Annotated in this window: 22 protein-coding genes; 14 read left to right on the top strand and 8 right to left on the bottom strand. The window is 73.9% G+C overall.

Features of this window, described 5'->3' with window-relative positions; genetic code table 11:
- Positions 1-20: 20 nt before the first annotated feature.
- Positions 21-707 (top strand): NUDIX hydrolase, encoded by a 687-nt coding sequence (locus tag ACFV9Q_RS01390; protein ID WP_377232819.1) that lies wholly within the window; start codon positions 21-23, stop codon positions 705-707.
- Positions 708-739: 32 nt separating this feature from the next.
- A complete protein-coding gene (locus ACFV9Q_RS01395; RefSeq protein ID WP_377232820.1) occupies positions 740-1,672 on the top strand; it encodes a threonine/serine dehydratase in 933 nt (310 codons plus the stop codon).
- 13 nt (positions 1,673-1,685) lie between these two features.
- Here the strand turns inward: ACFV9Q_RS01395 and ACFV9Q_RS01400 are convergent, their stop codons facing one another.
- Positions 1,686-2,576 carry an aminoglycoside phosphotransferase family protein gene (locus ACFV9Q_RS01400; protein ID WP_377232821.1) on the bottom strand — a complete coding sequence of 297 codons (891 nt, stop codon included), beginning with the start codon at positions 2,574-2,576 and terminating at the stop codon, positions 1,686-1,688.
- A 119-nt stretch (positions 2,577-2,695) separates the two neighbouring features.
- Here ACFV9Q_RS01400 and ACFV9Q_RS01405 point away from each other — a divergent pair, with 119 nt between their 5' ends.
- Positions 2,696-3,127, top strand: a complete 432-nt coding sequence (locus ACFV9Q_RS01405) for a DUF1801 domain-containing protein (RefSeq protein WP_377232822.1) — start codon at positions 2,696-2,698, stop codon at positions 3,125-3,127.
- 122 nt (positions 3,128-3,249) lie between these two features.
- Positions 3,250-5,310 (top strand): HelD family protein, encoded by a 2,061-nt coding sequence (locus ACFV9Q_RS01410; protein ID WP_377232823.1) that lies wholly within the window; start codon positions 3,250-3,252, stop codon positions 5,308-5,310.
- 31 nt (positions 5,311-5,341) lie between these two features.
- On the opposite strand, the gene ACFV9Q_RS01415 is transcribed toward ACFV9Q_RS01410, so the two are convergent.
- Positions 5,342-6,793 (bottom strand): GuaB1 family IMP dehydrogenase-related protein, encoded by a 1,452-nt coding sequence (locus tag ACFV9Q_RS01415; RefSeq protein ID WP_377232824.1) that lies wholly within the window; start codon positions 6,791-6,793, stop codon positions 5,342-5,344.
- Between the two features lie 173 nt (positions 6,794-6,966).
- Between ACFV9Q_RS01415 and dxs the strand changes: the two genes are divergently transcribed.
- From dxs to ACFV9Q_RS01430, 3 genes are all read left to right on the top strand, one after another.
- Positions 6,967-8,862, top strand: a complete 1,896-nt coding sequence (gene dxs, locus ACFV9Q_RS01420) for a 1-deoxy-D-xylulose-5-phosphate synthase (protein ID WP_377228393.1) — start codon at positions 6,967-6,969, stop codon at positions 8,860-8,862.
- 32 nt (positions 8,863-8,894) lie between these two features.
- Complete coding sequence (locus tag ACFV9Q_RS01425; protein WP_377232825.1) at positions 8,895-9,986, top strand: glutamate--cysteine ligase; 1,092 nt, start codon at positions 8,895-8,897, stop codon at positions 9,984-9,986.
- Positions 9,987-10,090: 104 nt separating this feature from the next.
- Positions 10,091-10,198: a PT domain-containing protein gene (locus ACFV9Q_RS01430; RefSeq protein ID WP_377233000.1), complete on the top strand. Its 108-nt coding sequence runs from the start codon at positions 10,091-10,093 to the stop codon at positions 10,196-10,198.
- Between the two features lie 82 nt (positions 10,199-10,280).
- Here ACFV9Q_RS01430 and ACFV9Q_RS01435 read toward each other — a convergent pair whose 3' ends face one another.
- Entirely contained in the window at positions 10,281-10,652 is a 372-nt protein-coding gene (locus ACFV9Q_RS01435; RefSeq protein ID WP_377232826.1) for a helix-turn-helix domain-containing protein, read from the bottom strand.
- A gap of 615 nt (positions 10,653-11,267) precedes the next feature.
- Between ACFV9Q_RS01435 and ACFV9Q_RS01440 the strand changes: the two genes are divergently transcribed.
- Positions 11,268-11,963, top strand: a complete 696-nt coding sequence (locus ACFV9Q_RS01440; RefSeq protein ID WP_377232827.1) for a GNAT family N-acetyltransferase — start codon at positions 11,268-11,270, stop codon at positions 11,961-11,963.
- Here the strand turns inward: ACFV9Q_RS01440 and ACFV9Q_RS01445 are convergent.
- Positions 11,875-12,642: a hypothetical protein gene (locus ACFV9Q_RS01445; protein ID WP_377232828.1), complete on the bottom strand. Its 768-nt coding sequence runs from the start codon at positions 12,640-12,642 to the stop codon at positions 11,875-11,877. The genes ACFV9Q_RS01440 and ACFV9Q_RS01445 overlap by 89 nt on opposite strands.
- 105 nt (positions 12,643-12,747) lie before the next feature.
- Positions 12,748-13,392 carry an MSMEG_1061 family FMN-dependent PPOX-type flavoprotein gene (locus tag ACFV9Q_RS01450; protein WP_377228398.1) on the bottom strand — a complete coding sequence of 215 codons (645 nt, stop codon included), beginning with the start codon at positions 13,390-13,392 and terminating at the stop codon, positions 12,748-12,750.
- Positions 13,393-13,456: 64 nt separating this feature from the next.
- Between ACFV9Q_RS01450 and ACFV9Q_RS01455 the strand changes: the two genes are divergently transcribed.
- From ACFV9Q_RS01455 to ACFV9Q_RS01470, 4 genes are all read left to right on the top strand, one after another.
- Positions 13,457-15,676, top strand: coding sequence for a DEAD/DEAH box helicase (locus ACFV9Q_RS01455; protein ID WP_377232829.1), 2,220 nt, complete (start codon positions 13,457-13,459; stop codon positions 15,674-15,676).
- A 78-nt stretch (positions 15,677-15,754) separates the two neighbouring features.
- On the top strand, positions 15,755-18,292 hold the full coding sequence (locus ACFV9Q_RS01460) for a tetratricopeptide repeat protein (protein WP_377232830.1): 2,538 nt from the start codon (positions 15,755-15,757) through the stop codon (positions 18,290-18,292).
- 159 nt (positions 18,293-18,451) lie between these two features.
- Positions 18,452-19,333 carry a hypothetical protein gene (locus tag ACFV9Q_RS01465; RefSeq protein ID WP_377232831.1) on the top strand — a complete coding sequence of 294 codons (882 nt, stop codon included), beginning with the start codon at positions 18,452-18,454 and terminating at the stop codon, positions 19,331-19,333.
- A gap of 80 nt (positions 19,334-19,413) precedes the next feature.
- Positions 19,414-20,217 (top strand): hypothetical protein, encoded by an 804-nt coding sequence (locus ACFV9Q_RS01470; protein ID WP_377232832.1) that lies wholly within the window; start codon positions 19,414-19,416, stop codon positions 20,215-20,217.
- Here ACFV9Q_RS01470 and ACFV9Q_RS01475 read toward each other — a convergent pair.
- Positions 20,177-20,860: a class I SAM-dependent methyltransferase gene (locus tag ACFV9Q_RS01475; protein WP_377232833.1), complete on the bottom strand. Its 684-nt coding sequence runs from the start codon at positions 20,858-20,860 to the stop codon at positions 20,177-20,179. The two genes, ACFV9Q_RS01470 and ACFV9Q_RS01475, sit on opposite strands and share 41 nt — an antisense overlap.
- Before the next feature lie 275 nt (positions 20,861-21,135).
- On the opposite strand from ACFV9Q_RS01475, the gene ACFV9Q_RS01480 reads away from it, so the two are divergent.
- Positions 21,136-21,882, top strand: a complete 747-nt coding sequence (locus tag ACFV9Q_RS01480; RefSeq protein WP_377232834.1) for a metallophosphoesterase family protein — start codon at positions 21,136-21,138, stop codon at positions 21,880-21,882.
- Positions 21,883-21,909: 27 nt separating this feature from the next.
- Here the strand turns inward: ACFV9Q_RS01480 and ACFV9Q_RS01485 are convergent, their stop codons facing one another.
- Positions 21,910-22,548 carry a class I SAM-dependent methyltransferase gene (locus ACFV9Q_RS01485; protein ID WP_377232835.1) on the bottom strand — a complete coding sequence of 213 codons (639 nt, stop codon included), beginning with the start codon at positions 22,546-22,548 and terminating at the stop codon, positions 21,910-21,912.
- A gap of 384 nt (positions 22,549-22,932) precedes the next feature.
- On the opposite strand from ACFV9Q_RS01485, the gene ACFV9Q_RS01490 reads away from it, so the two are divergent.
- Positions 22,933-23,163: a helix-turn-helix domain-containing protein gene (locus tag ACFV9Q_RS01490; RefSeq protein WP_377228405.1), complete on the top strand. Its 231-nt coding sequence runs from the start codon at positions 22,933-22,935 to the stop codon at positions 23,161-23,163.
- Between the two features lie 138 nt (positions 23,164-23,301).
- Here the strand turns inward: ACFV9Q_RS01490 and ACFV9Q_RS01495 are convergent, their stop codons facing one another.
- On the bottom strand, positions 23,302-23,934 hold the full coding sequence (locus ACFV9Q_RS01495; RefSeq protein ID WP_377232836.1) for a metallophosphoesterase: 633 nt from the start codon (positions 23,932-23,934) through the stop codon (positions 23,302-23,304).
- Between the last annotated feature and the right edge of the window lie 130 nt (positions 23,935-24,064).

The raw sequence follows: 24,064 nt of genomic DNA on the forward strand, positions 1-24,064 counted from the left end.
GCCGGGGTTAAGGTCGGTCGGTGAGCTCCTCCGCATCCGCGCGCAAGCAGCTGGTCGCCCTCGCCGAGCGGGGCTTCGAGGGCCCGTGGCGGTACGCGCGCGGCGACTTCACCGGCGGTGCGCGCCCCGCGTCCGTCCTCGTGCTGTTCGGCGTGCTGGACGACCTGGCCACCGACCGCGACGACCACGACCTCGCGGTGCCCGCCGACCTCGACGTCCTGCTGCTGGCGCGCGCCGCGACGCTGCGCAGCCACGCCGGGCAGGTCGCCTTCCCGGGCGGCCGCGCCGACGACGGGGAGGACGCCGTCGCCGCGGCCCTGCGCGAGGCCGTCGAGGAGACCGGCCTGGACGCGTCCGGCGTGGAGGTGCTCGGCGCGTTCGGCGAGCTGCCCATGCCGGTCAGCAACCACGTGGTCACGCCCGTGCTCGGCTGGTGGGCCCGCCCCACGCCCGTGCGCGTGGTCGACGTCGCCGAGTCCGCGCACGTCTTCCGCGCCCCCGTGGCGGACCTGCTCGACCCCGCCAACCGGTTCACCACCGTGCTGCGCCGCGGCAACCAGACCTGGCGCGGCCCCGGCTTCCACGTGCACGACGGCGACCTGACGCACCTCGTGTGGGGGTTCACCGCCGGGATCCTGGACGCGATGTTCGAGCAGCTCGGGTGGACCGAGGACTGGGACCGCGACCGGGAGCTGGGAATCTCATGACGACCGAGTCCGATGCTGGAGGAGAGGGAACGATGACCGAGGTGACCCGGGACGCGATCCGCGCCGCGGAGGCCCTGATCCGGCCGCACGTGCGCCGCACCCCCGTGCTGGAGGTCGACCTGGCCGACTTCGGCCGGCCGGCGCAGCCCGTGGCGCTCAAGCTGGAGTGCCTCCAGCACTCCGGCTCGTTCAAGGCGCGCGGCGCGTTCACGAGCCTGCTGACCCGCGAGGTGCCCGACGCCGGCGTGGTCGCCGCCTCGGGCGGCAACCACGGCGCCGCCGTCGCCTACGCCGCGGCCCGGCTCGGGATCCCCGCGACCGTCTTCGTGCCGAGCGTGACCTCCCCGGCCAAGGCCGAGCGCATCCGCGGCTACGGCGCCAAGCTCGTCATGGGCGGCGACCGCTACGCCGACGCGCTGGCCGCGAGCGAGGAGTTCGTCGCCGGCACCGGGGCGATGACCGTGCACGCCTACGACCAGCCGCAGACGCTGATCGGGCAGGGCACCCTCGGCCTGGAGATCGCCCAGGACCTGCCGGGCCTCGACACGCTGCTGGTCGCCGTGGGCGGCGGCGGGCTGATCGGCGGCATCGCCGCCTGGTTCCGCGGCGACGTCAAGGTCGTGGCCGTCGAGCCCGAGGGCGCGCCCACCCTGCACCGGGCGCTCGCGGCGGGCGAGCCGGTCGACGCGCCCACCGAGGGGATCGCCGCCGACTCGCTCGCCCCGAAGCAGGTGGGCGGGCTCATGTTCCCCCTGGCCCAGCAGTTCGTGGCGCAGTCCGTGCTGGTCAGCGACGAGGCCATCGCCTCGGCCCAGCTCTCCCTGTGGGAGGCGGCCCGCGTCGTGGCCGAGCCGGGTGGCGCGACGGCGCTCGCCGCGCTGCTGTCCGGCACCTATGTGCCCGAGCCGGGCGAGCGGGTCGCGGTGCTGGTCTGCGGCGCGAACACCACGGCCGTGCAGTTCTGAGCGTCCGGCGGGGTCAGCCGAGGAGCTGCTCCACCGCGTGCTCACCGACGCCCACCATGACCGGGTGGGTGTCGGGGTAGGCGAAGCAGATCGCGGTGTAGAGCACGGCCCAGCCCTTCGCGCGGTCCCACATCCCGGCGTCCCAGCCGCGGCCGTCGCGCGCCTCGGCGTCCACGACGGCGCGGAAGCGCTCGCGGCCCTCCGCGTCGAAGGTGAGCCACACGGTGCCGAGGTCGGACGCCGGGTCGCCGCTGGTCACGTCGCCGAAGTCGATGACGGCCGAGAGCCGGTCGCCGTCGGCCACGAGGTTGGCCGGGTGCGGGTCGCCGTGCAGCCAGACGGGGTCGCCGTCGAACACCGGCGCGGCCAGGGCCTCGGCCCACACCGCGCGGGCGCGGGCGCGGACCCGCTCCGGCAGCAGCGCGACGCGCTCCGCGAAGCCCTCGTCCCGCGCCGCGACCGGGACGCCGCGGAAGTCGTTGACGGGGGCGTCGGCCGGAGCCGGCCGGTGCAGCGCCACGAACACGCGGGCCAGGTGCTCGGCCCAGGGGGTGCGGCGCGCCGCGGGGACGGTCGCGGCGGCGACGCCGTCGGCCCACCGCACCACGCCCCAGGGCCACGGGTAGCCCAGCGCCGCGCTCGGCGCGCCGACGCGGACCGGGTCCGGGACGGAGACGGGCAGCCGCGGGGCGAGCAGGGGGAGCACCCGGTGCTCGTTGCGCAGGAGCTGCGCCCCGAGCTCACGCCGGGGCAGGCGCAGGGCGAGGTCGTCGCCCAGCCGGAGCACCACGTTGTCCCAGCCGTTCGCGACCAGCTCCAGGGCCCGGTCGGCGAGGTCGGGGTGCTGCTCCCGCAGGAGGGACCGGGCGAGGTCGACGGTCACGTCGAGGTCGGCGGCGACCACAGGGGACTCCTTCGCTGATGAGGGGACGGCCGTTCACCCTACCGGCGGCGCCGGCCGCCCCCTGCCTGCCGCCCCCTGCCCACCACGCAGGGCGCCGGGCCGAGCGCGATACTGGGCGCATGGTGACCACCTGGACCGACGGCGACCCCGCCGCCTACCTCGACGCGGTGACGCCCGCCGTCCGGCGTCGGGACGCGCACACGCTGCGCGACCTCATGGAGCGGGTCACCGGGCAGGCGCCGCGGATGTTCGGCACGTCGGTCGTCGGCTTCGGCGAGTACCACTACGAGTACGAAAGCGGGCACTCCGGGGACGCGCCCGCCGCGAGCTTCGCGCCGCGCAGGACGGCCAGCACGATCTACCTGCCCGACGGCGTCGGCGCGCACGCGGAGCGGCTCGCCGTGCTGGGGCCGCACACCACCGGCGTCGGGTGCCTGTACCTGAAGGACCTGGAGCAGGTCGACCTCGCGGTGCTGGAGGACGTCCTGCGCCGGTCGTGGGCGACGGTCACGTCGGGCACGTTCGGGCAGCGGGCCCGGGACTCGTCCTGAACCGCACTCGTCCTGAACCGCACTAGTCCTGGACCGCGCGCCACGCCCGGGTGCGGTGCACCCCCGGGAACGTTCCGGCGCACGATCGCGTTGACACCAGGTTCCGACAAAGAGGAGACCCGGTGCAGCCACGCCAGACCGAGCAGTCCGCCGAGCAGCAGTACGTCGACGCCCTGTACACCCGGCTCGACCGTGAGACCGAGCGCGTGCGCGCGGACCTCGACGACGCCGTGCGCGCCTCGTCGACCGACCCGGCCGAGGCCTACACGCGCGAGGTGCGCGTGGCCATGCTGGGCCGGCGCGCCCGCACCCTGGGCGCCGCCGAGCACCACCTGTGCTTCGGCCGGATCGACGGCGCGGACGGGCGCTCGCTGCACATCGGCCGCACCGGGCTGAGCGACGGCGACGACCAGCTCCTCGTCGACTGGCGCGCCGAGGCCGCGCGCCCGTTCTACGCCGCGACGGCGGCCCACCCGATGGGCCTGCGCCGCCGCCGGCACCTGGGCCTGGACGGGCGCCGGGTCACCCGCGTCAGCGACGAGATCCTGGACGACAGCGAGCCGGGGCCGCACGACGTCGTCGGGGACGGGCCGCTGCTGGAGGCCATCAGCGCGCGGCGCACGGGCCGCATGCGCGACGTCGTGGCGACGCTCCAGGCCGAGCAGGACGCGATCATCCGCTCCGCGCACCGCGGCGTCACCGTCGTGGAGGGCGGCCCCGGCACGGGCAAGACCGTGGTCGCGCTGCACCGCGCCGCGTACGTCCTGGCGGGTTTCGACGAGGCGCGGACCGACGGCGTCCTCGTCCTCGGCCCGGGCACGCGGTTCCTCGACTACATCGCGGAGGTGCTGCCCTCCCTCGGCGAGAACGACGTGGCGATGAGCACCGCCGACCGCCTCGTCGCGGACGCCCTCGGCCTGGCCGGCGTCCCGGCCGCCGGCCACGAGCTGCGGCGGGCCGCGGGCGACGCCCGGCTGGCCGACGAGCTGGCCGAGATCGTGCAGGGCTACCAGGCGCCGTCCGGCACCCTGACGGTGCTGGTCGACGGCGACCCGGTCACGCTCGACGAGCACGCGCTCGCCGAGGCGCGCGAGACCGCCGGCGGCACCGGCCTGCCGCACAACCAGGCCCGGGCGCTGTTCAAGGACCTCGTCGTGGAGTTCGTGGCCGACGAGGTCCAGGCGCGCGCCCGCGTGTTCCTCGCCAAGCTGGACGAGGACATCGAGGTGCTCACCGGCGGCGTCAACGTCGACAAGGCGGCGGCCGGCGACCTGGCGCGCCTCGGCTTCGCGCCCGACGACGGCGGAAAGTTCGGGCACGCCGCCGCCGTGGCCGAGCTGGACCCGGGCGCGCTGCAGGCCGAGCTCGCCGAGGACGTCGCCCTGGAGCGGGCGGTCGAGGGCGCCTGGCCGCACCTCGTGGCCCAGGACGTGGTGCTGGACCTGCTGGACGCGCACCCCGGCCTGACGGCCCCCGGGCCCGCGCCGTCCGACGACGCCCCGGCCTGGACCACGGCGCACCTGCCCCTGCTGGACGAGGCCGAGCACCTGCTCGACGGACCGCCCGCCCGGATCTACGGGCACGTGGTGGTGGACGAGGCGCAGGAGCTCACGGCGATGCAGTGGCGCTCCGTGCTGCGCCGCTGCCCCGGCCGCTCCATGACCGTGGTCGGCGACCTGGCGCAGGCCGGGCCGGCGACCGGGGCGGCCTCGTGGGCCGACGCCCTGGGCGCCGACCTGGCCCGGCGCGCCGACGTGCGCACCCTGACCGTCTGCTACCGCACCACCGCCGAGGTGCTGGAGGTCGCGGCACCGCTGCTCGCCCGGATCGCCCCCGACCAGGCGCCCACCCGCGCGGTGCGGCACGGCGACGTGCCCCGGCGCGTCGCGGCGGCGTCCGGCGAGCTGGTCGCCGCCGTCGTGCGGGAGGCGGGGGCGCTCGCGGCCGCGGGACCCGACGACCTGGTGGCCGTCGTCGCCGCGGACGCGCGGGTGCGCGAGGTCGCCGACGCGCTGGCCGGCACGCAGGTCCGGGTGGTGCCCGTCTCCCAGGTGCGCGGCCTGGAGTTCGACGCCGTCGTGGTCGCCGACCCCGACGGGATCACCGCCGCGCGGCCGGGCGGGGAGCGCGACCTCTACGTCGCGCTGACGCGCCCGACGCGCAGCCTGACCGTCGTGGGCTAGTCCCGGGCCCGGCCGGCCAGGCCCGGCCCGCTCACCAGCTCGTCGCGACCGGCATGCCCTCCTGGTAGCCGGCGGCCGACTGGATGCCGACCACGGCCCGCTCGGAGAACTCGGCGAGCGACCGGGCCCCGGCGTAGGTGCACGAGGAGCGCAGGCCGGACGTGATCTCGTCCAGCAGGTCCTCGACGCCGGGCCGGGTCGGGTCGAGGTACATCTTGCCGGTGGAGATGCCCTCCTCGTACAGCGCCTTGCGGGCCCGGGCGAAGGCCGAGCCGCTCCCGGCGGTGCGCGCCGCGACGGCCCGGGCCGAGGCCATGCCGAACGAGTCCTTGTAGAGCCGGCCCGTGCCGTCGTCCTTCAGGTCGCCCGGCGACTCGTACGTGCCGGCGAACCAGGAGCCGACCATCACCTGCGACGCGCCGGCGGCCAGCGCGAGGGCGACGTCGCGCGGGTGGCGCACGCCGCCGTCCGCCCACACGTGCTTGCCGAGCTCGCGCGCGGCGGCCGCGCACTCCAGGACGGCGGAGAACTGCGGCCGCCCCACGCCGGTCTGCATGCGGGTGGTGCACATGGCACCCGGGCCCACGCCGACCTTGAGGATGTCGGCGCCGGCCGCCACGAGGTCGCGCACGCCGTCGGCCGTGACCACGTTGCCGGCCACGACGGGCACGGTCGGGTCCACGGACCGCACCGCCTCCAGGGCGGCGAGCATCTTGGTCTGGTGGCCGTGGGCGGTGTCGACCACGAGCACGTCCACGCCCGCGGCCAGCAGGTCCTTGGCCTTGGCGGCGACGTCGCCGTTGATGCCCACGGCGGCGCCGATCCGCAGGCTGCCGGACGCGTCGAGCGCGGGGGAGTAGATCGAGGAGCGCAGCGCGCCCTTGCGGGTCAGCACCCCGGCCAGGAGGCCGTCGCGGACCACGGGGGCGAGGTCGAGCCGGGCGTGGTGCAGCACGTCGAACGCCGCCTCCAGCCCGCCCGGGCCGTCCAGCAGGGCGGCCTGAAGGAGCAGCGGCTCGGCGGACATCACCTCGGACACCCGGGTGAACCGGTCCACGTCGGCGCAGTCGGACTCCGTCACGACGCCCACGGGCCGGTTGTCCTGCACCACGACGGCGGCGCCGTGCGAGCGCTTGCCCAGCAGCGTCAGCACGCTGTGCACGGTGTCCTGCGGGGCGACCACCACCGGCGTCTCGATGACGGGGTCCTTGGCCTTGACGTCCGCGACCACGCCGGCCACGACGTCAGCCGGGACGTCCTGCGGGATGATCGCGATCCCGCCGCGCCGCGCGACCGTCTCGGCCATGCGCCGGCCGGCCACCGCGGTCATGTTCGCGACGACGACGGGGATGGTGGTGCCGGTGCCGTCGTCCGACGAGAGGTCGACGTCGAACCGCGACGTGACGTCCGAGCGTGACGGGACGAGGAACACGTCGCCATAGGTGAGGTCGGTTGCCGGGGCCTGCTCGTCGAGGAATCGCACGTTCACCAAGAGTAAAGAGTTTGCCTGCCTGTGCCTATGAGTCCTGCCACATCGTTGTGGAGGTATCGGAGACAGGCACGGGAGGCACCCCTGTCGTGGCACAGTGGAGTGGTCGGTTCCCCTTAGAGTGGGGCCCCGATTCGCCCCTCACCGGGCACGACGAAAGGACGCGCATGGGCTTGCTGAGCGACATCCGTTCGCCTGAGGACGTCCGGGCGCTGACGCCCGGGCAGATGCCGGAGCTGGCCGAGGAGATCCGCCGGTTCCTGGTGGACAGCGTCTCGCGCACCGGCGGGCACCTCGGCCCCAACCTCGGTGTCGTCGAGCTGACCATCGCCCTGCACCGGGTCTTCGACTCGCCGCGCGACACCCTCGTGTTCGACACGGGACACCAGTCCTACGTGCACAAGCTCCTGACCGGCCGCCACGACTTCTCCGACCTGCGCAAGCGCGGCGGCATGTCCGGCTACCCGAGCCGCGCGGAGTCCGAGCACGACGTCGTGGAGAACTCCCACGCCTCGACCGCCCTGTCCTGGGCCGACGGCATCGCCAAGGCCAACCAGGTGCGCGGCAAGGACGACCACGTCGTGGCCGTCATCGGCGACGGCGCCCTCACGGGCGGCATGGCCTGGGAGGCGCTGAACAACATCGCCGAGAGCCGGGACCGCAAGCTCGTCGTCGTCGTCAACGACAACGGCCGGTCCTACTCGCCGACCATCGGCGGGCTCGCCAACCACCTCGACACCCTGCGCACCACGCGCGGGTACGAGGCCTTCCTCAGCTGGGGCACACGCGCCCTGCACCGCTCCGGGGCGCCCGGCCGCTTCGCGTGGCGCTGGCTGCACGGCCTGAAGAAGGGCCTCAAGGACGTCGTCGCGCCGCAGGGCCTGTTCGAGGACCTGGGCATCAAGTACATCGGGCCCGTCGACGGCCACGACACCGAGGCGCTCGAGCGCGCGCTCGGCCGCGCCAAGGCGTACGGCCGCCCCGTGATCGTGCACGCCATCACCGAGAAGGGCCGCGGCTACAAGCCCGCCGAGGACGACATCGCCGACCGGTTCCACGCCGTCGGCGTCATCCACCCCGAGACCGGGCTGCCCGTCGCCGCCAGCCGGTTCGGCTGGACCAAGGTCTTCGCCGACGAGATCGTCAAGATCGGCCGCCGCCGGTCCGACGTCGTCGCGATCACCGCCGCCATGCTGCACCCCGTGGGCCTCGCGCCCTTCCAGGAGCAGTTCCCGGAGCGCACCTTCGACGTCGGCATCGCCGAGCAGCACGCCGCGACGTCGGCCGCGGGCATGGCCTTCGCCGGCCTGCACCCCGTCGTCGCCGTCTACGCCACGTTCCTGAACCGCGCGTTCGACCAGGTCCTGATGGACGTCGCCCTGCACAAGGCCGGCGTCACCTTCGTGCTGGACCGCGCCGGCATCACCGGCGACGACGGCGCCAGCCACAACGGCATGTGGGACATGGCCATGCTGCGCATCGTCCCCGGCCTGCGCCTGGCCGCCCCGCGCGACGAGACGACGCTGCGCGCCGCCCTGCGTGCCGCCGTCGACGTCGACGACGCGCCCACCGTGGTCCGCTACCCGAAGGGCGCGGTCGGCGACGACATCCCCGCGGTCGAGGAGCTCGACGGCGTGGACGTCGTGGGCCGGTTCTCCCCGGACGCGAACCGCGCCCAGGCCCCGGTCACCCGCAAGGTGCTCGTGGTCGGCGTGGGCTCCATGGCGGCCTGCGCCATGGAGACCGGCGCGGCGCTCGCGGCGCACGGCGTCGAGGCCACGGTGGCCTCCCCGACGTGGGTGCTGCCCGTGCCGGAGAACCTGGTCAAGCTGTGCGGCGAGCACGACCTCGTGGTCACGGTGGAGGACGGCGTGGTCGACGGCGGCGTGGGCGACATGCTGGCGCAGCGCGCGGGGGAGCAGGGCATCGGCACGCCGCAGGTGCACATGGGCCTCCCGGTCCAGTTCCTGGACCATGCGAGCCGCGACCACATCGTCCGGGCGCAGCGCATGACCGCGGCCGATGCCACCCGGGACGCCCTCGCGGCGCTCGCCCTGCTGTGACGGGTGCGGTGACGGGCGATGCGACGGCCGCGGTGACGACGACCAGGCGCACCGTCGGCGTCGAGGAAGAGCTCATGCTCGTGGGGCACGACGGCCGGCCCATCGCGCGCGCCCAGGACGTGCTCGGGACGGCGGAGCCGGACGACGGCCCGCTGGAGCACGAGTTCATGGAGGAGCAGATCGAGACGGCCACGCCGCCGCGCTCGACGCTGGAGGACGTCGCCGCGGCGATCCGCGAGGGCCGGGCCGGGGCCCAGGCGGCCGCCGAGCGGCACGACGCGCGGATCGCGGCCCTCGGCACGTCGCCGCTCGCGTTCGCCGGGACGACGGTCGGCAAGCTCCGCTACCTCCAGGCGCGCTCCGAGTTCGGCCTGACCGCCCGCGAGCAGCTCACCAGCGGCTGTCACGTGCACGTCTCCGTGGCGGACGACGCCGAGGGCGTGGCCGTGCTCGACCGCATCGGGCCGTGGCTCGCGCCGCTCCTGGCGCTGTCGGCGAACTCGCCGTACTGGATGGGCGACGACTCCGGGTACGCGAGCTTCCGCTCGCAGGTCTGGTCGCGCTGGCCCACGGCCGGCCCGACCCGGACCTTCGGGACACCGGAGGCGTACCACGCCGCCGTCGCGGGCCTCGTCGCGACCGGCACCATCCTCGACCAGGGCATGGTCTACTTCGACGCCCGCCTGTCGGCCCGGTACCCGACCGTCGAGATCCGGGTCGCCGACGTGTGCCTCTCCGCCGACACGGCGACGCTGCTGGCCGCGCTGGCCCGGGGCCTCGTGGAGACGGCGGCGCGGGCCGCGGCGTCCGGCGAGCCGCCGCCCGAGGCGCCCGTCGAGGTGCTGCGCACCGCCCTGTGGCGCGCGGGCCGTTCGGGGCTCTCCGGCGACCTCGTGGACCCGCGTACCTGGCGGCCGGCCCCGGCGCACGACGTCGTGGGCGCGCTCGTGGACCACGTCCGCGACGCCCTCGTGGACCTCGGCGACCTCGACACCGTGACCGAGCTGCTCGGCGGGCTCTGGGCCGGGGGCAACGGCGCGGCGCGTCAGCACGCCTGGGCGGCCCAGGCCGACGGCGACCTCGGCGCGGTGGCACTGCACGCGGCGGACGCCACCCTGGACTGAGCGGCTGGACCGACCGGCTGGCGTGAGCGGTTGGACCGAGTGGCTGGACCGAGCGGCCGGAGCGGCCGGGCCCAACGTGGGGCCCAGCGGCGAGGACCTAGCGGCTGGACCGAGCGGCCGGGCCCAGCGGCCACCCAGCGGCCGGGCCCAGCGGCCACCCAGCGGCCGGGCCCAGCGGCCACCCAGCGGCCGGGCCCAGCGGCGGGACCTAGCGGTCGGGCCCAGCGGTTGGAGCGAGCGGCTGGCGTGAGCGGCTGGACCGGGCGGCTCGCATGAGCGGGGAGCGGGCGGGGCTCAGGCGTAGTTCCCGGCGAGCTCCCGCACCGGCTTGCGCGGCTCGGTGACCAGCACGGCGACCTCGCACCCGAAGAGCCGGGCCAACACGCCGACCTGGTCCAGCGTCCAGGCGGTCCGGCCCCGGAACCGCTCGGACACGGCGGCCCGCGACAGCCCGACCTCGGCGGCGATCTGCCGCTGGCTCAGGCCTCGTCGCGCGGCCTCGAACCGGACGGCCGCCGCGCACACCAGCGCCAGACCGTCGAGGTACAGGGTCGGAGCCCGTCGCGGCGCGACGACGGAGGCGGTGGCGTCGTCGTCGAGGTCGGGGTCGAGGGTGCCGTCGAAGATCGGGTGGCGGTCCAGCGGATCGTAGTTGGTGCGTGCCATGCGACCAGCCTGCCCGGCGGCGGGCGCTCGCGGAGCCTGTCCACAGGTCCGCCGGGCCTTCGTCCGAAACAGGCCCTTCCGGGACCCGTTCGCGCGAAGCCGGACTTGAGCGGGCGCAACTGGTCTGATGCTCCGGGCTCCGGGCTCCGGGCTCCGGGCTCCGGGCTCCGGGCTCCGGGCTTCGGGCTTCGGGCTTCGGGCTCGGGGGGCGCGGGTGACGAGGCCGCGGGTACGGAGGTCGCGGGTACGGAGGCCGGGGGTGAGCGTGCCCAGGTGCAAATCAAGCCCGGAGGCAAAGCACGCCCGGGTGAGGGGTGTCGGCTGCGGTGAACTCCGTTCGTCCCGGCCCCGACGAATTCGGCCTGGGTGGACTGTTCGGCTGAGGCAGATTTGTCGGGGTCCCGGCAGCCGAAGTTCGGCGCAGCCGACACCCCTCGTCCGCGTGTGGCTTGCCCCCGCCCGCGACACGCCGTCGGCTCCCGCGACACGCCGAGGATTGCGATTGCTCGTCGGCCTCGTCGGCCTCGTCGTGCGCGGTTGGTGCCATCGCGGCCGGCCGGGGTGGGTCCCGATTTCAGGTTGCCCCCGTCCGGCGGGACCTGGAACGGTCGGGCGATGGATCTCGCCACCGCCTTCCCCCCGTTCGGGCTCCGGGTCACCAGCGGCGACCTCGAGCTGCGTCTGCCCGACGACGCCGAGCTCGTCCGCCTGGCCGACGTCGCCGCGGCGGGTGTCCACCCGGCCGAGCGCAAGCCGTTCCTGGTGGCGTGGAACCTCGGCGATCCGGACGAGGTGCGCCGCGGCTTCCTGCAGTTCCACTGGGCGTCGCGCGGCAAGGTGTCCCCCGAGGCCTGGGGGTTCGAGCTCGGGGTGTTCCGCGACGGCGAGCCCGTCGGCGTGCAGGGCGTGGGTGCCAAGGCGTTCGCCGCGACGCGCTCCGCCGGCACCGGCTCGTGGCTCGGCCTGGCCCACCACGGCCAGGGCATCGGCAAGCGCATGCGGCTGCTGGCGCTGCACCTGCTGTTCGAGGGCTTCGACGCCGCCGTCGCCACGACCGAGGCGTTCGACGACAACCCGGAGTCCAACGGCGTGACGCGGTCGCTCGGCTACGCGCCGAACGGCGTCGCGCTGGTGGACCGGCAGGGCACGCCGGCCACGGAGAACCGCTACCGGATGACCCGCGAGATGTGGGCGGCACGGCCGGACCTGCACCGGCCCGACGTCACGCTCGCGGGTGTGGCCCCGGTCCGGGCGATGCTCGGTCTGGACGAGCCGGTGCCGGACGAGCAGACGCCGGACGAGCAGGCGTGACCTGCTTCTTGGCGAGCGCCCACCAGATGATGCCGCCGATCAGGAGCAGGAAGCCCAGCCCGCCGATCAGGAGGCCGATCAGGAGGACGAGCCCGCTGCCGCCGATCCCGGCCACGCTCTCGGCGTTGTACGGGCCGCTCACGGCGATGCCCACGTTGTCGGTCGCCACCTGGGGGTCGACGACGATCGCGTGCGTGCCCTCCTCGTCGGGGACCAGCACTCCGACGGGGTGCACCGTCCAGCCGTTGACCTCCAGGGAGCCGGACTGGTTCGGCCGGCTGATGCGCACCGGGCCGCTCGGTCCCTGGGCGCCCACCGACGACGTGGGCAGACTGGCGGACGAGTCCTGCGAGACCTCGAGGACGAGGTAGGCGCCCCGCTCCTGGACGTCGAAGGTCACGGGCGTGGTGGACGGCCCCAGGGCGATCGCGTCGCTGCCGGCCGTCCCCTCGCTGGTGACGAGGTCCGTGGGCACCAGCTCGACGATGCCCCGGGCAGCCCCCGCGAACCCCACGACGGCCACGATCACGCCCACCAGCAGGACGCCGATCGCGCTGAACGTGAGCACCTTGGGGCCGGTCCGCCGCGGTCGTGGCGGGGGGTACGGCTGACCCCCGCCGGGCGCGGGCCGCGGCGGGACGGGGCCGGGTGCGGGCTGTTCCGGAGGAGGCGCAGACATGCTCGCATCGTCTCTCCGTGCCCGGGGGCTGCCAACCAGAGCCGCGAAGTTCACCCCGGCCCGGCCTCGCCCGGCAGACCCGCTCAGCCGCGCCGACAGACCCGCTCAGCCGTAGATGGTCTCGGCGTACCTGGGGCCGTAGTACGCGTCGAGCTCCTCGATGCTGGCGTCCTTGCGCTCCAGGGTCCGCGAGATGACCGCGCGGCGCGGCACCGACTCCTGCCCCCACGTCTCGGGGTCCCAGGTCTTCGAGCGCAGGAATGCCTTGGAGCAGTGGTGGAACACCTCGTCGACGTCCACCTCCAGCGCGAGCACCGGCACGTTGCGGCGCACCTGGAGATCGGCGAGGTAGGGCGCGTCACGCACGAGGCGGGCCCGCCCGTTCACGCGCAGCGTGTCCCCGCGGCCGGGGATCACGAAGATCAGGCCCACGTGCGGGTTGGCCAGCACGTTCAGGAAGCCGTCGGTGCGCCGGTTGCCGGGGCGCTCGGGGATCGCGATCGTGTGGTCGTCCAGCACCCGCACCAGCGACCCGGCCGGGTCGCCCTTGGGAGAGACGTCGAGGTTGCCCGCGGCGTCCGACGTCGCGACCAGGCACAGCGGCGCGGCCTCGAGCCACTGCCGGTCGAGCTCGTGCAGGGCCGGGCGGACCTTGCCCGCCGCCGCGCCGAGCGGCGGCGGGATGATCTCGCGGAGCTCCTCGACCGTGGTGACGGGCGTCCCGCCGAACTTGCTCTGCTCGTGGGTCATGCCCCCCAACATAGACCCGTCGTAAATGGGGCATGTCAGACCATCCGGGTACGCTCGCAGCGCCATGACCGAGCAGACGACCCTCCCCAGCCCAGCACCAGCCCCCGCCGTCGGCCCGCCGCGGCCGTGGAAGGCGCGCGCGGCCCGCCGCGTCCTGGAGCGGGCCGAGTCCCTGCTCGACGACGCCCGGCTGCTTACCACCGCCGACCTCGGCCTGCGCGAGCGGGTGCGCGACGCGTACACGGCGACCCGCGAGGTGCGCGTCCACGCCGACCTGCGCACCGTCCCCGTCACGGCGCTGGAGGAGCGGCGCAAGAAGCTGCGCGTCGCCGTCCTGGAGAAGGCCGGCTTCAAGCACGTCACCCAGGTGCTCGTCGCGGGGACCGACCGGCTGGTGGAGGCCGGCATCGGCGCGGGCACCGCGAAGCTCGCCACGTCCGCCGCCCGCGAGCTGGCCGACGAGGTCGACGCCGACCTGCGCTTCCGCATCGACGTCGACCCCGACGACCCGTACGCCACCGTGCTGGTCCAGTCCCTGTACGCGTTCGGCCTGGCCACCGACGCCCGGCACCGCCACCTTGACGACGCGCGGCGCGTGGCCGACGTCGTCCCCGCGCACCTCGAACCGGCCCGGCTCGCCACCAGCGTCTGGCGCCGGCTCGTCGCGCCCGCCGACCGGAAGGCCGCCGCCCTCGCCGCCGTCTCGGCGCTCGCCGAGCAGGTGGAGGCCGCCCGCCTGACCGACGACGCGCGGGCGGTGCGCGCCGCCGTCGGGCAGCCGCCGGAGGGCGGCGAGGTGTGGGCCGACTTCGAGGCGCGGTCCGCCGAGTACTACGGGCTGCTCTCGCAGGTCGTGGACCTGGGCGACGACCACGAGGCCGCCGAGGGCGGTCTGCCCGCCGACGTCGTGCGGCGCGTCGAGGCGCAGCCCCTGGACCGGAGCCTGCTGCGGGCCAACCTGCGCGGCTACCAGCAGTTCGGGGCGAAGTACGCGCTGGTGCAGCGGCGCACGATCCTCGGCGACGAGATGGGGCTCGGCAAGACCATGCAGTCCATCGCGGTGGCCGCGCACCTGATGGCCACCGGCGGCACGCACGTGCTGGTGGTCTGCCCCGCGAGCGTGGTGACCAACTGGAAGCGCGAGGTGGAGCAGCACTCCGACCTGACCGCCGTGGTGCTGCACGGCACCGACCGGGAGCGGGCGGCGGAGGGCTGGCTCACGGACGGCGGCGTCGCCGTCACGACATTCGAGGTGCTCGGCCGGCTCGACCTGCCCTACGACCTGCGGCCCGCGCTCATGGTCGTGGACGAGGCGCACTACGTGAAGAATCCCGAGACGCTGCGCGGCCGCGAGGTGCGCCGGTGGGCCGACCGTTCCGACCGCGTCCTGTTCCTGTCCGGCACGCCGATGGAGAACAAGGTCGCCGAGTTCAAGAACATGGTGGGCTACCTGCAGCCGGAGGTGGCGGGCCAGCTCGACCCCAACGCCGGGCTGTCCGGCGCCAAGGCGTTCCGCCGGATCGTCGCGCCCGCCTACCTGCGCCGCAACCAGGAGGACGTGCTCACCGAGCTGCCCGAGATGGTGCAGGTCGAGGAGTGGGAGCAGTTCGGCCCCGTCGACGGCGCCGCCTACCGCGACGCCGTGCTCGCCGGGAACTTCATGAAGATGCGCCGCGCCGCGTTCGCCGTCTCCGCGGCCGACGACTCGGCCAAGCTGGTCCGTCTGCGCGAGCTCGTCACCGAGGCGGTCGACGCCGGCCGCCGCGTCATCGTGTTCTCCTACTTCCTGTCGGTCCTGGAGCAGGTGACAGACCTGCTCGGCGATCTCGCGATCGGCCCCCTGACCGGATCCGTGCCCGTGGCCGAGCGGCAGACCATGGTGGACGCGCTGTCCACGCCGGGCGGGCCGTCGGTGCTGGTCAGCCAGATCACCGCCGGGGGAGTCGGGCTCAACGTGCAGGCCGCGAGCGTCGTCATCTTCTGCGAGCCGCAGGTCAAGCCGACCATCGAGGCGCAGGCCGTGGCGCGCGCCCACCGCATGGGCCAGACCCGCACCGTCCAGGTGCACCGGCTCCTGGTCGAGCAGTCCGTGGACCAGCGGATGATGGAGATCCTCGGGTCCAAGTCGGCCCTGTTCGAGGAGTTCGCGCGGCAGTCCGAGATCACCGACGCCTCGCCGTCCGCGGTCGACGTGGCGGCCCCGGCGGAAGCCGCGTCGTCCGAGGCCACGCTGTCTGCGACCATCCTCGCCGAGGAGCAGGAGCGGCTGCGACGCACACCATGACACACACCATGAGATGACCCTTGGCCGCCCATTTCGGTGTGATAACCGCTTCGCGTGGGATTGGGGTTCACTGACGGTGTGTCCACGTTGTCGTCACGTCGCCGTACGGCGCTCGCGCACACGATGTCGCCCGGACGGCTGCTCGCGCCGGACCGACACGTCGTGCCGTTCGTCGGCCGGCGCGCCGAGCACGCCTCGCTCGTCGTGTGGTGCACCAGCCCCGAACCCGTGGGGGTCCGGCTGGTCACCGGTCCGGGCGGGGTGGGCAAGACCCGCCTCGCCCGCGAGCTCGCCCAGCACATGGCCCGCGCCGGCTGGACCTGTCTGAACGTGCCCGACGGCGCCGAGCCGCGCGCCCTGGCCGCCGTCCCCGACGGCGCCCCGGCCCTCCTGCTGGTCGACGACGCCGACGCCCGCGGGCCGGCGCTCGCCGACCTCCTGGCCGACGCCGCCCGAGGCCGCAACGGCGCGCTGCGCATCGTGCTGGTCGCGCGGGCCGCGGGCCCGTGGTTCGACCGGCTCGCGGCGACCGACCTGGCGGTCCGGGCGCTGCTGGAGGCGGGCCGGGCGCGGGAGGACCTCCCGGCCGCGGTGCTGCCCGGGCAGGTGGACGCGCGGGTCGTGGCGGCCTTCGTCGAGCCGTACGCGGACGCCCTGGGACTGCCCGCGCCGCAGGTCTCGGTGGCCTCCGTGCCGGGCGGCGCCCGGATGCTCGACCTGCAGGCCGCCGCGCTGTGCGCCGTCCTGCGCGCGCAGGCGTACGGATCGCGCGGGCCCCGGGGCGCGCTGCCCGTCGACGTGTCCGACGCGCTCGACGAGCTGCTGGAGCACGAGCGCTGGACCTGGTACCGCTCCGCCGAGGAGGCCGGGCTGCTGGGCGAGGCAGGCCTGCTGCCGGAGGCCCTGGACGGTCTCGTCGCCGCGGCCACCCTCACCGGCGTGCGGACGGCGGACGCCGCCGAGCGTCTCGTGCGCCGCGTCGCCGCCGTCCTGCCGGGTGTGCGGCCGGGCGCGGAGCACGACGTCGGGCGGTGGCTGCTCGACCTGGACCCCCACCGGGCGCTGCCGGCCCGCCTGGTGGACCCCCACCTGCTGGCCGAGCTCACGGACGTCCCCGCGCTGCTCGGCGCGTGCCTGGCCGGGGCCGGTACGCCCGCGGTGCGCCGGGCGGCGCTGCGCACGGCCGGGTTGGTCGTGGACCGCCTCGACGGACGCGCCGGCGACCTGGACGCCGCCCTCGACCTGCTCGGCGCGGCGGTCGCCGCGCTCCCCGCGGACGCCGACACGCTGCGCACCGTCACGGGCGTGCTCCCGCGCCCGTCGCTCACGCTCGGCGAGCTGCGCGCCGAGGTCGCGCTGCGCACGCTCGCCGCCACCGGTCGCGACGACGTCGCCCGCCGCGCCGAGGCCCTGGCCGACGCCGGTCTCGCGCTGGGCGACGTGGGCCGGGCCGTCGGCGCCGAACCGTACGAGCGGGAGGCGGCCGCCCTGCTCCGCGATCAGGCCCAGGCCGACCCGCAGCGGTACCGGCCGCGGCTGGCCGCCGTGCTGGCGCATCTCGGCGCCACCTGCGCGGCCCAGGGCCGCCCGGGCGACGCGCTGCCCTGCCAGGAGGAGGCCGGGAGCCTGCTCCGCCTCGTCGCGGCCGCCCATCCGGACGCGGTCGCGTTCGACCTGGCCGCGGCGGAGACGGCTGCGGCGGCGACCCGCGCCGAGCTGGGGCAGCCGCTGGTCGCGCTCGGGCCGAGCCGCGAGGCGGTTGCGCTGTGGCGCGAGCTCGCCCGCCGCGGCCCCGAGCGGTGCGCCGCGCCCCTGGCCAGCTCGCTCACCGACGTCGCGCGCCGGCTGCTGGAGCTGGGCCGCGGCGCGGAGGCGTCGGCCCCCGCAGAGGAGGCGCTGGAGCTCCTGCGCCGCCTGGTCGCGGCCGCCCCCGACGAGCACCTGCCCGGCCTCGGCGACGCGCTGGAGGTGCTCGGGGCCGCGCTGACCGCGCAGGGGCGGGCCGAGGAGGCGAGGGCGCACCTCGTGGACGCCGTCGCCGTCCGGCGGCGGACCGCCCAGGAGAACCCGGGGCGCTACCTGGCGGACCTCGCACGTTCCCTCCAGGCGCTGGGCGTCCGGCTCTCCGACGCGGGCCGGTGGGAGGAGGGCCGCGGGCTGCAGCAGGAGGCCGTCGAGGTGCTGCGGCGCCTCGCGGCCGAGGACCCGGGGCGGTACGTCCCCGAGCTCGCCGAGGCGCTGTCCGCCCTGGGCGTCACCCACTCCCGGCTGCACCGGTCGCAGGAGGCGCTCGACGCGGAGCACGAGGCGACCAGGACGTGGCGGGGCCTGGCCGACGCCGACCCGCACCGGTACCGGGCCCGGCTCGCCCAGTCGCTGAGCAACCTGGGGGCGCTCCTCGCCGTCCTCCGGCTGGGGGACGAGGCGGTCGAGCTGGTGAGCGAGGCCGTCGCGCTGCTGCGGGAGCTGCTGGCCGAGAACGCCGCGAAGTACCGGCCGCGGCTCGTGGAGGCGCTGCGGACGCTGGCGCTCGCGCTCCACGACCAGGAGCGGTTCGACGAGGCGCGGCGGGCGAGGGCCGAGGCGCTGGAGCTCGGGGGACTGGTCGCGGCGTAGGGCCGTGCCGGCGGCCTGGAGGCGGCGTGGCAAGGCCGTACCCACGGATGTGCCATACGAAACTGATGTTTCGTAAATATGTAGACTTGACCAATTTGTTGCCTTAACCTTGTGTCACGAGGACCAGGTCGTTGTGCGCGAGCCCTGGGGGTGGTCCACATGCAGAACTGGGCACGGGGAAGTCTGCTGGTCGTCGCGCTCGGCGCGATGTCGAACCTCGCTCTCACGTTCATTCCCGACGTGATGCCGCACCGCGTGACGGTGGCGATCGTCTGGTCCACGGCCGTGGCGACGGGAGTGATCGCGGTCGTCTACCTGTTCGAGCAGACCTTCGCCGCACGCCAGCGCGTGCAGCGCGAGGCCGAGCTGGAGCGCGCCCGGCTGGTCGACGAGCTGCGCCAGTACCGCGGCATCGAGTGGGTGAGCGCGGACCGCGAGCACCGGAACGCGTCGCTCGACATCTGGCGGACGGCGCGCCGCCAGGTCGTCGTGTTCGGCTTCGGCATGACGAGCGTCGCGCGCGACCCCAACCTGATCTGGGCGATGGTCAACCGCGGCGTGGACGTCGACGTCATCAAGGTGGACCCCGAGTGGCTCGTGGACCACCCGGCCATCGCCGCGACCATCGACAGCTACTACGACCGGGACGAGGCGTTCATCGGCCAGGTGCTCCAGGCGCACGACCGGCTGGAGGGCCTCGCCCGGCAGATCAACGAGGCCGGAGGGGGCCAGCTGAACATCCACACCTACCGGACCACCGTGCAGTACAGCGGCTCGATCCGGGACCCCGGCACGCCCGAGGCGTCCGGCTACGTGGAGTTCCACCTGTACCGCAAGTCCATCGAACGGCTCGGCATCGGGCTCAAGCAGTACGACGGCGAGGACGACCTGAACCCGCCGATCCTGCAGCACGTGCTGCACTCGCTCGCGCTCGCGGTGGGGCACCCGGTACCGGCTCAGCGCCGGCCGCCGGCCCTGGGACCGGGCGACGAGGGCATGGTGCTGGGCGAGGAGGGCGGGCGTCCGGAGACGGTCTCGTGACGTGGGGGTGGTAGTGGGTGGTGAGAGACCGAACGAGAGCAAGAGAGCTGGGCCGGGGCTGGACCGGGGGCGGCCTGCTGGTGATCGTCCTCGGCGTCTCGACCAATCTGCTGCTGACCTTCGCGCCGGACGTCGTCCCGGCATGGGTGGCGAGCGCGGTGGTCGTGTGCACGTCGGCGACGCTTGTCCTCGTGGCCGCCGCGGTCGTGACCCAGCGGCTCCGCCACACCTTGGACGCCGAGGCGCTGGCGGCGCAGGTGGAGAAGGAGGCGGAGGACAAGCGCCGGGAGCTGCGTGGGGTGGTGTCGGCGGGAAGGGAGCGTGTCCGGGGCGCGGAGTTCTCCGAGGTCCTGCTGGGTGCCCGCCGACGTCTGATCGTCCACGGCGTTGGTATGTCGGTCGTCTCCCGGGAGCGGGACCTGATCAGGACGGCCGCCCTCGGCGGTCTGGAGATCCACATCGTGATGGTCGACCCCCGGTGGTTGCGAAGGACCTGGGGAATGGCGGGCGTCCTGGCCCGCTACTACGACAATCCGCAGGTGCTCCGCCAGGTCGAGAAGGCGCACCGCGACATCGCGACCATGGCGCGAGAGGTGAACGCCGAATGCGCCGACGAGCGCGTGCGCCTGCATACCTACCAGGCGATCTCGCCGTTCGGCGCCACGATCGCGGAGCCGGGGACGCCGGAGGTGAACGGCCTGGTCGAGTTCCACGTCACGGGCCGGTCGCCCCGGCGGATCCGGTTTGGGGTCAAGTACTACCGCGACGATGCGAGGGATCGTTCGGTCGTCTCACAGATGGTGGATGCGATCTCGGACCTGAGCGGCTACGACTTCTCGGCGACTATCCCCGGCGGTCCGCCCGGCGTCGAGCGACCACGGTGACCCAGGGTTTGTCCCGCATGTCGGTGGACGGCAGGTGGCTGATCTCGAATCCGTCGCCCGCGACGCCACTGATCAGGTCGACGAAGTCCGTCCTCGGATAGCGGCCCCGCCATCGCTCCACGACCGTGCCGTCCATCAGGGACTTGCCGAGAAAGTCCTCCGTCCGGCTGTCCTCGACCGTTGTCGAGAACAAAGCTGCTCCTCCTGGCGCGACGAGGCCGAGCGCGGTGCCCACCACCTCGGCGTCGACGGGGCTGGGGAAGAGATGGACGAAGGCGTTGGCCACGACCAGGTGAAAATCGGGGGCGAGCGTCACGAGGTCGCCGACGTCGTCGCGAAACTTGCCCGTGAGGAACTCGCCCTCCAGGAACGCCGGACGGCTTCCCGTGCCTTGCTCCGCCCGGGTCCGCGCGTGGCCGATCATGCGCGGCGAGAAGTCCACCGCAGTCACGTCGTATCCGAACTCTGCCAGGAGGAACGCGTGGGAGCCGTCGGCGCAGCCGATGTCGAGAGCTCGTTCTCCCGGGATCGGCTCAAGCAGAGAGTTCGGCAGCCATCTTGCGGCGTGGCCCAGGCGTTTCGGGGATGTCACCCGGTAGTCGTCAGCGAGGGCTTGGTATGCGACCAGATTTGCGTCCAGCACGGAGGCAAGAGGAGGTCGGAGCACACTGCGTGTGCTCGTTGTTGCGGCCGACATGCGGCTCCTTGGGCATGAGAGATCCAGATATCCATGGGATATCCGGTGACTGGTGCGACCCCCCGGATCTTCGCAGATCTCCGGTCAACATGCATACCCATCTGGATCTATTTTCACGTCCGGACCTCGTGTGTCACGGCCGCCCGGGTGGGCGCGCCGCGCGGTCGGGTCGCGAAATTCCTGGCCCCCCATGCGTTGAAGAGTGTGCGATCATCCAGGACGTGCCTTTGGAGAAGATTGCCCTGATCAGTGACGTCCATGGCAACCTCACTGCCCTCGACGCGGTGCTCGACGACATCGAGTCACGCGGGATCGAGCGGGTCATCAACCTGGGTGACCTCGTGGGCAAGGGGCCACGGGGGAGCGAGGTCGTCGACCGCTGCGACAAGGCCTGCGACGTCAACATCCGGGGCAACTGGGACGACCTCCTGCCGGTGTGGGGCGACGAGTCGTCGCTGGAGATGATCTGGTGGCGCGACGAGCTGCGCCAGGACCAGCGCGACTGGCTCCGGGCGCTGCCGCTCAGCCACGACCTCTTGATCAGCGGCCGCCGCATCAGGCTCTTCCACGCCTCCGCGACGAGCCCGCACGTGCGCGTGCGCGCCCACCACACGGCCGCGGAGTTCGACGGGATGTTCGCCAACACGCCGATGACCGGCGGCGGGGCGCAGCCGTCGATGGTCGGCTACGGCGACATCCACGACACGTTCGTCGAGGTGGCGCACGGCCGCACGCTGTTCAACGTGGGCAGCGTCGGCAACCCCCTGGACGAGCCCGTGCCCTGCTACGCGATCCTCGAGGGGGTCGTGGACGAGCCCGCCCAGGCCCCGTTCGGGCTGCAGTTCGTCCGCGTGCCGTACGACGTCGAGGGCGAGATCGCGGCCGCGGCCGGGCTCGGGATGCCTGCGCTCGACCCGTACGCCGTCGAGCTGCGGACCGCCGTGTACCGGGGGGTCCAGGGCGCGTGAGCAGGGGGGCATGAGCAGGCCGCGTGATCAGGCGGGCCGGGTCACCACGACGTCGACCCAGAGCTTGCCCGGGGAGTCCGGGTCGACGATGACCCAGGGTTGCACCGGGACCTTCACGCCGTAGACCTCACGGGCGGCCTCGCCGACGAGCCAGACGAAGGTCCGGTAGGTGTAGTTGTTCCGCCAGCGGGTGGCGCCCAGCCCGTCCGCCCCGAGCTTGACCTCCAGGCCGCCGCTGTCCGCCTCCTCGGCCGTCGTCGAGATGAGGGCCGTGCCGCCCGGGGCGACGTGCCCGAGCACCTTGCGCACGGCGTCGTGGTCGGCCTCGGGCGGGAAGAGGTGGACGAAGGCCGTGGCCAGCACCAGGTGGAAGCGCCTGCCGTCGAGCGAGGCGGTCGCGCCGTCCTCGTCGGTGTAGCGGCCGGCCAGGAACTCGCCGTGCAGGATCGACGGCTTGTTCGGCAGGGTGGGGTCGGACATGAGCTCGCGCGCGGCGGAGACCATCGGCGCCGAGAAGTCCACCCCCGTCACGCTGTACCCGAGCATGGACAGCACGCGGGAGTGGGTGCCGTCCGCACAGCCGACGTCGAGAGCCGTCGGCTGCTCGGGTCCGGTGATCTCCGGCAATCGTTTGGAGAGCCACTTCTTGGCGTTCTCTTGGCGCATGTCGGTTGTGCCCTTGTATGTTCCGGCGAGTAGATCGTAGGCGGCGCGGTTGATATCAAGAATTTCCTGGAGATCCGGCTGCCTGCTGCTGTCCGCAGGATTCAGTACGGGCACTGCGGACGGCGCAGCCATCCATCCCCCTCGCGCGCGAATGGATCGTTTCGATCCGCCATTTGACAACAAAACGCCGAGTCGCACGTCGGGACCGGCCGAATGCCGCTAATCGTGTCACAACTTCCGGGCACTTGCTTTCACATGTTCCCCCGCCATGCGTGAGGAATTATCGCGACCCTGGCCCGACGGGAGAAAAGAATCATCGGCCGATATCGAAACTCGCACCGATTCGACTGGACTCCGGGTACCGGAACGCGCAAGACTGGCTGTGTGAACGAGATCACATTGGAAGCCGAAGCCGCCAATCCGCACGAGGACCTCACCACGCTCGAAGCCGCGCGGTTGCTGGGAGTCTCGAAGCTGCACGTCATCGACCTTCTCGAGGCCGGTGAGATCGACTATCACATGGTCGGTGCAGACCTGATGTTCAGCGCCGCGGAGATCGAGTCGTACAAGTTCGACCGGGAACACCGCGACGCGGAGTCTCTCGTATCCGCATGACCCCCGCGTCGCGGACGACGCCCTGGCGTATCCGCTGACGCAGTGCGTGCCCCGCGAACCTGCGGCCCCACGCACCTGACGCCTGAGCGCACGTTCATCACCTGCGAACGTGCGCTCTTGTCATGTCCGGCCGCCGCGTCACGCCCAGGCCAGCGGCTCCAGGTCGCGCGGCCCGTCCGCGATCAGGCCCGCGATCGTGCCGGCCGCGACCGGCCGCCCGCCCCACGCGTCGACGCCGACGTTGATCTGCCGCCCGCGCTGCCGCCAGGTGTCGTGCACGTGGCCGTGCACCACCCAGCCGCCCCGGTCCGCGAGCCGGTACTCGACGAACCGGTCCGCGCCGTGTGAGTCGCCCTCGAAGGGGAAGTGGGACAGCTCGAAGGTCTGGCCGTCCGCGGTGACCGGCTCGGGCCGGCCGTGGATCTCGGCGAAGCCCGCGGCCAGGTAGCGCTCGTGCTCCTTCGCCCGACGCCGCTCGCGCGCCTCCGGCTCGCCCTTGCGCAGCGCACGGTCGCCCTCCCAGCACCGGTCGTGGTTGCCGGGCACGAGGATCTTGCGCCCCGCGAGCTTCCCGATGTTGGCGAGCGACTCGTCGAGTGCGCCGAGGGCGACGTCGCCCAGCACCCACACGGTGTCGTCCTCGGTGACCGTCTCGTTCCAGAGCTGCACGAGGCGGGCGTCCATGGCCCCGACGCCGGGGAAGGGCCGGTCGCAGAAGCGGATGATGTTGAGATGTCCGAAGTGCAGGTCGGACGTGTAGTACGTAGTCATGTCGGAACGTATTCAACCGGTCCCGGGGGGGGGGGGGGGGGGGAGGGGGGGGGGAGGGGGAGGGAGGGGGGGTCGGACGAGGAGGGGGGCGGAGGGGACAGCAAAGACAAGAAGGGTTTCTGCGTCTCTA

Source organism: Promicromonospora sp. NPDC059942 (assembly GCF_042731755.1).
In the GTDB taxonomy this organism is placed as follows: domain Bacteria; phylum Actinomycetota; class Actinomycetes; order Actinomycetales; family Cellulomonadaceae; genus Promicromonospora.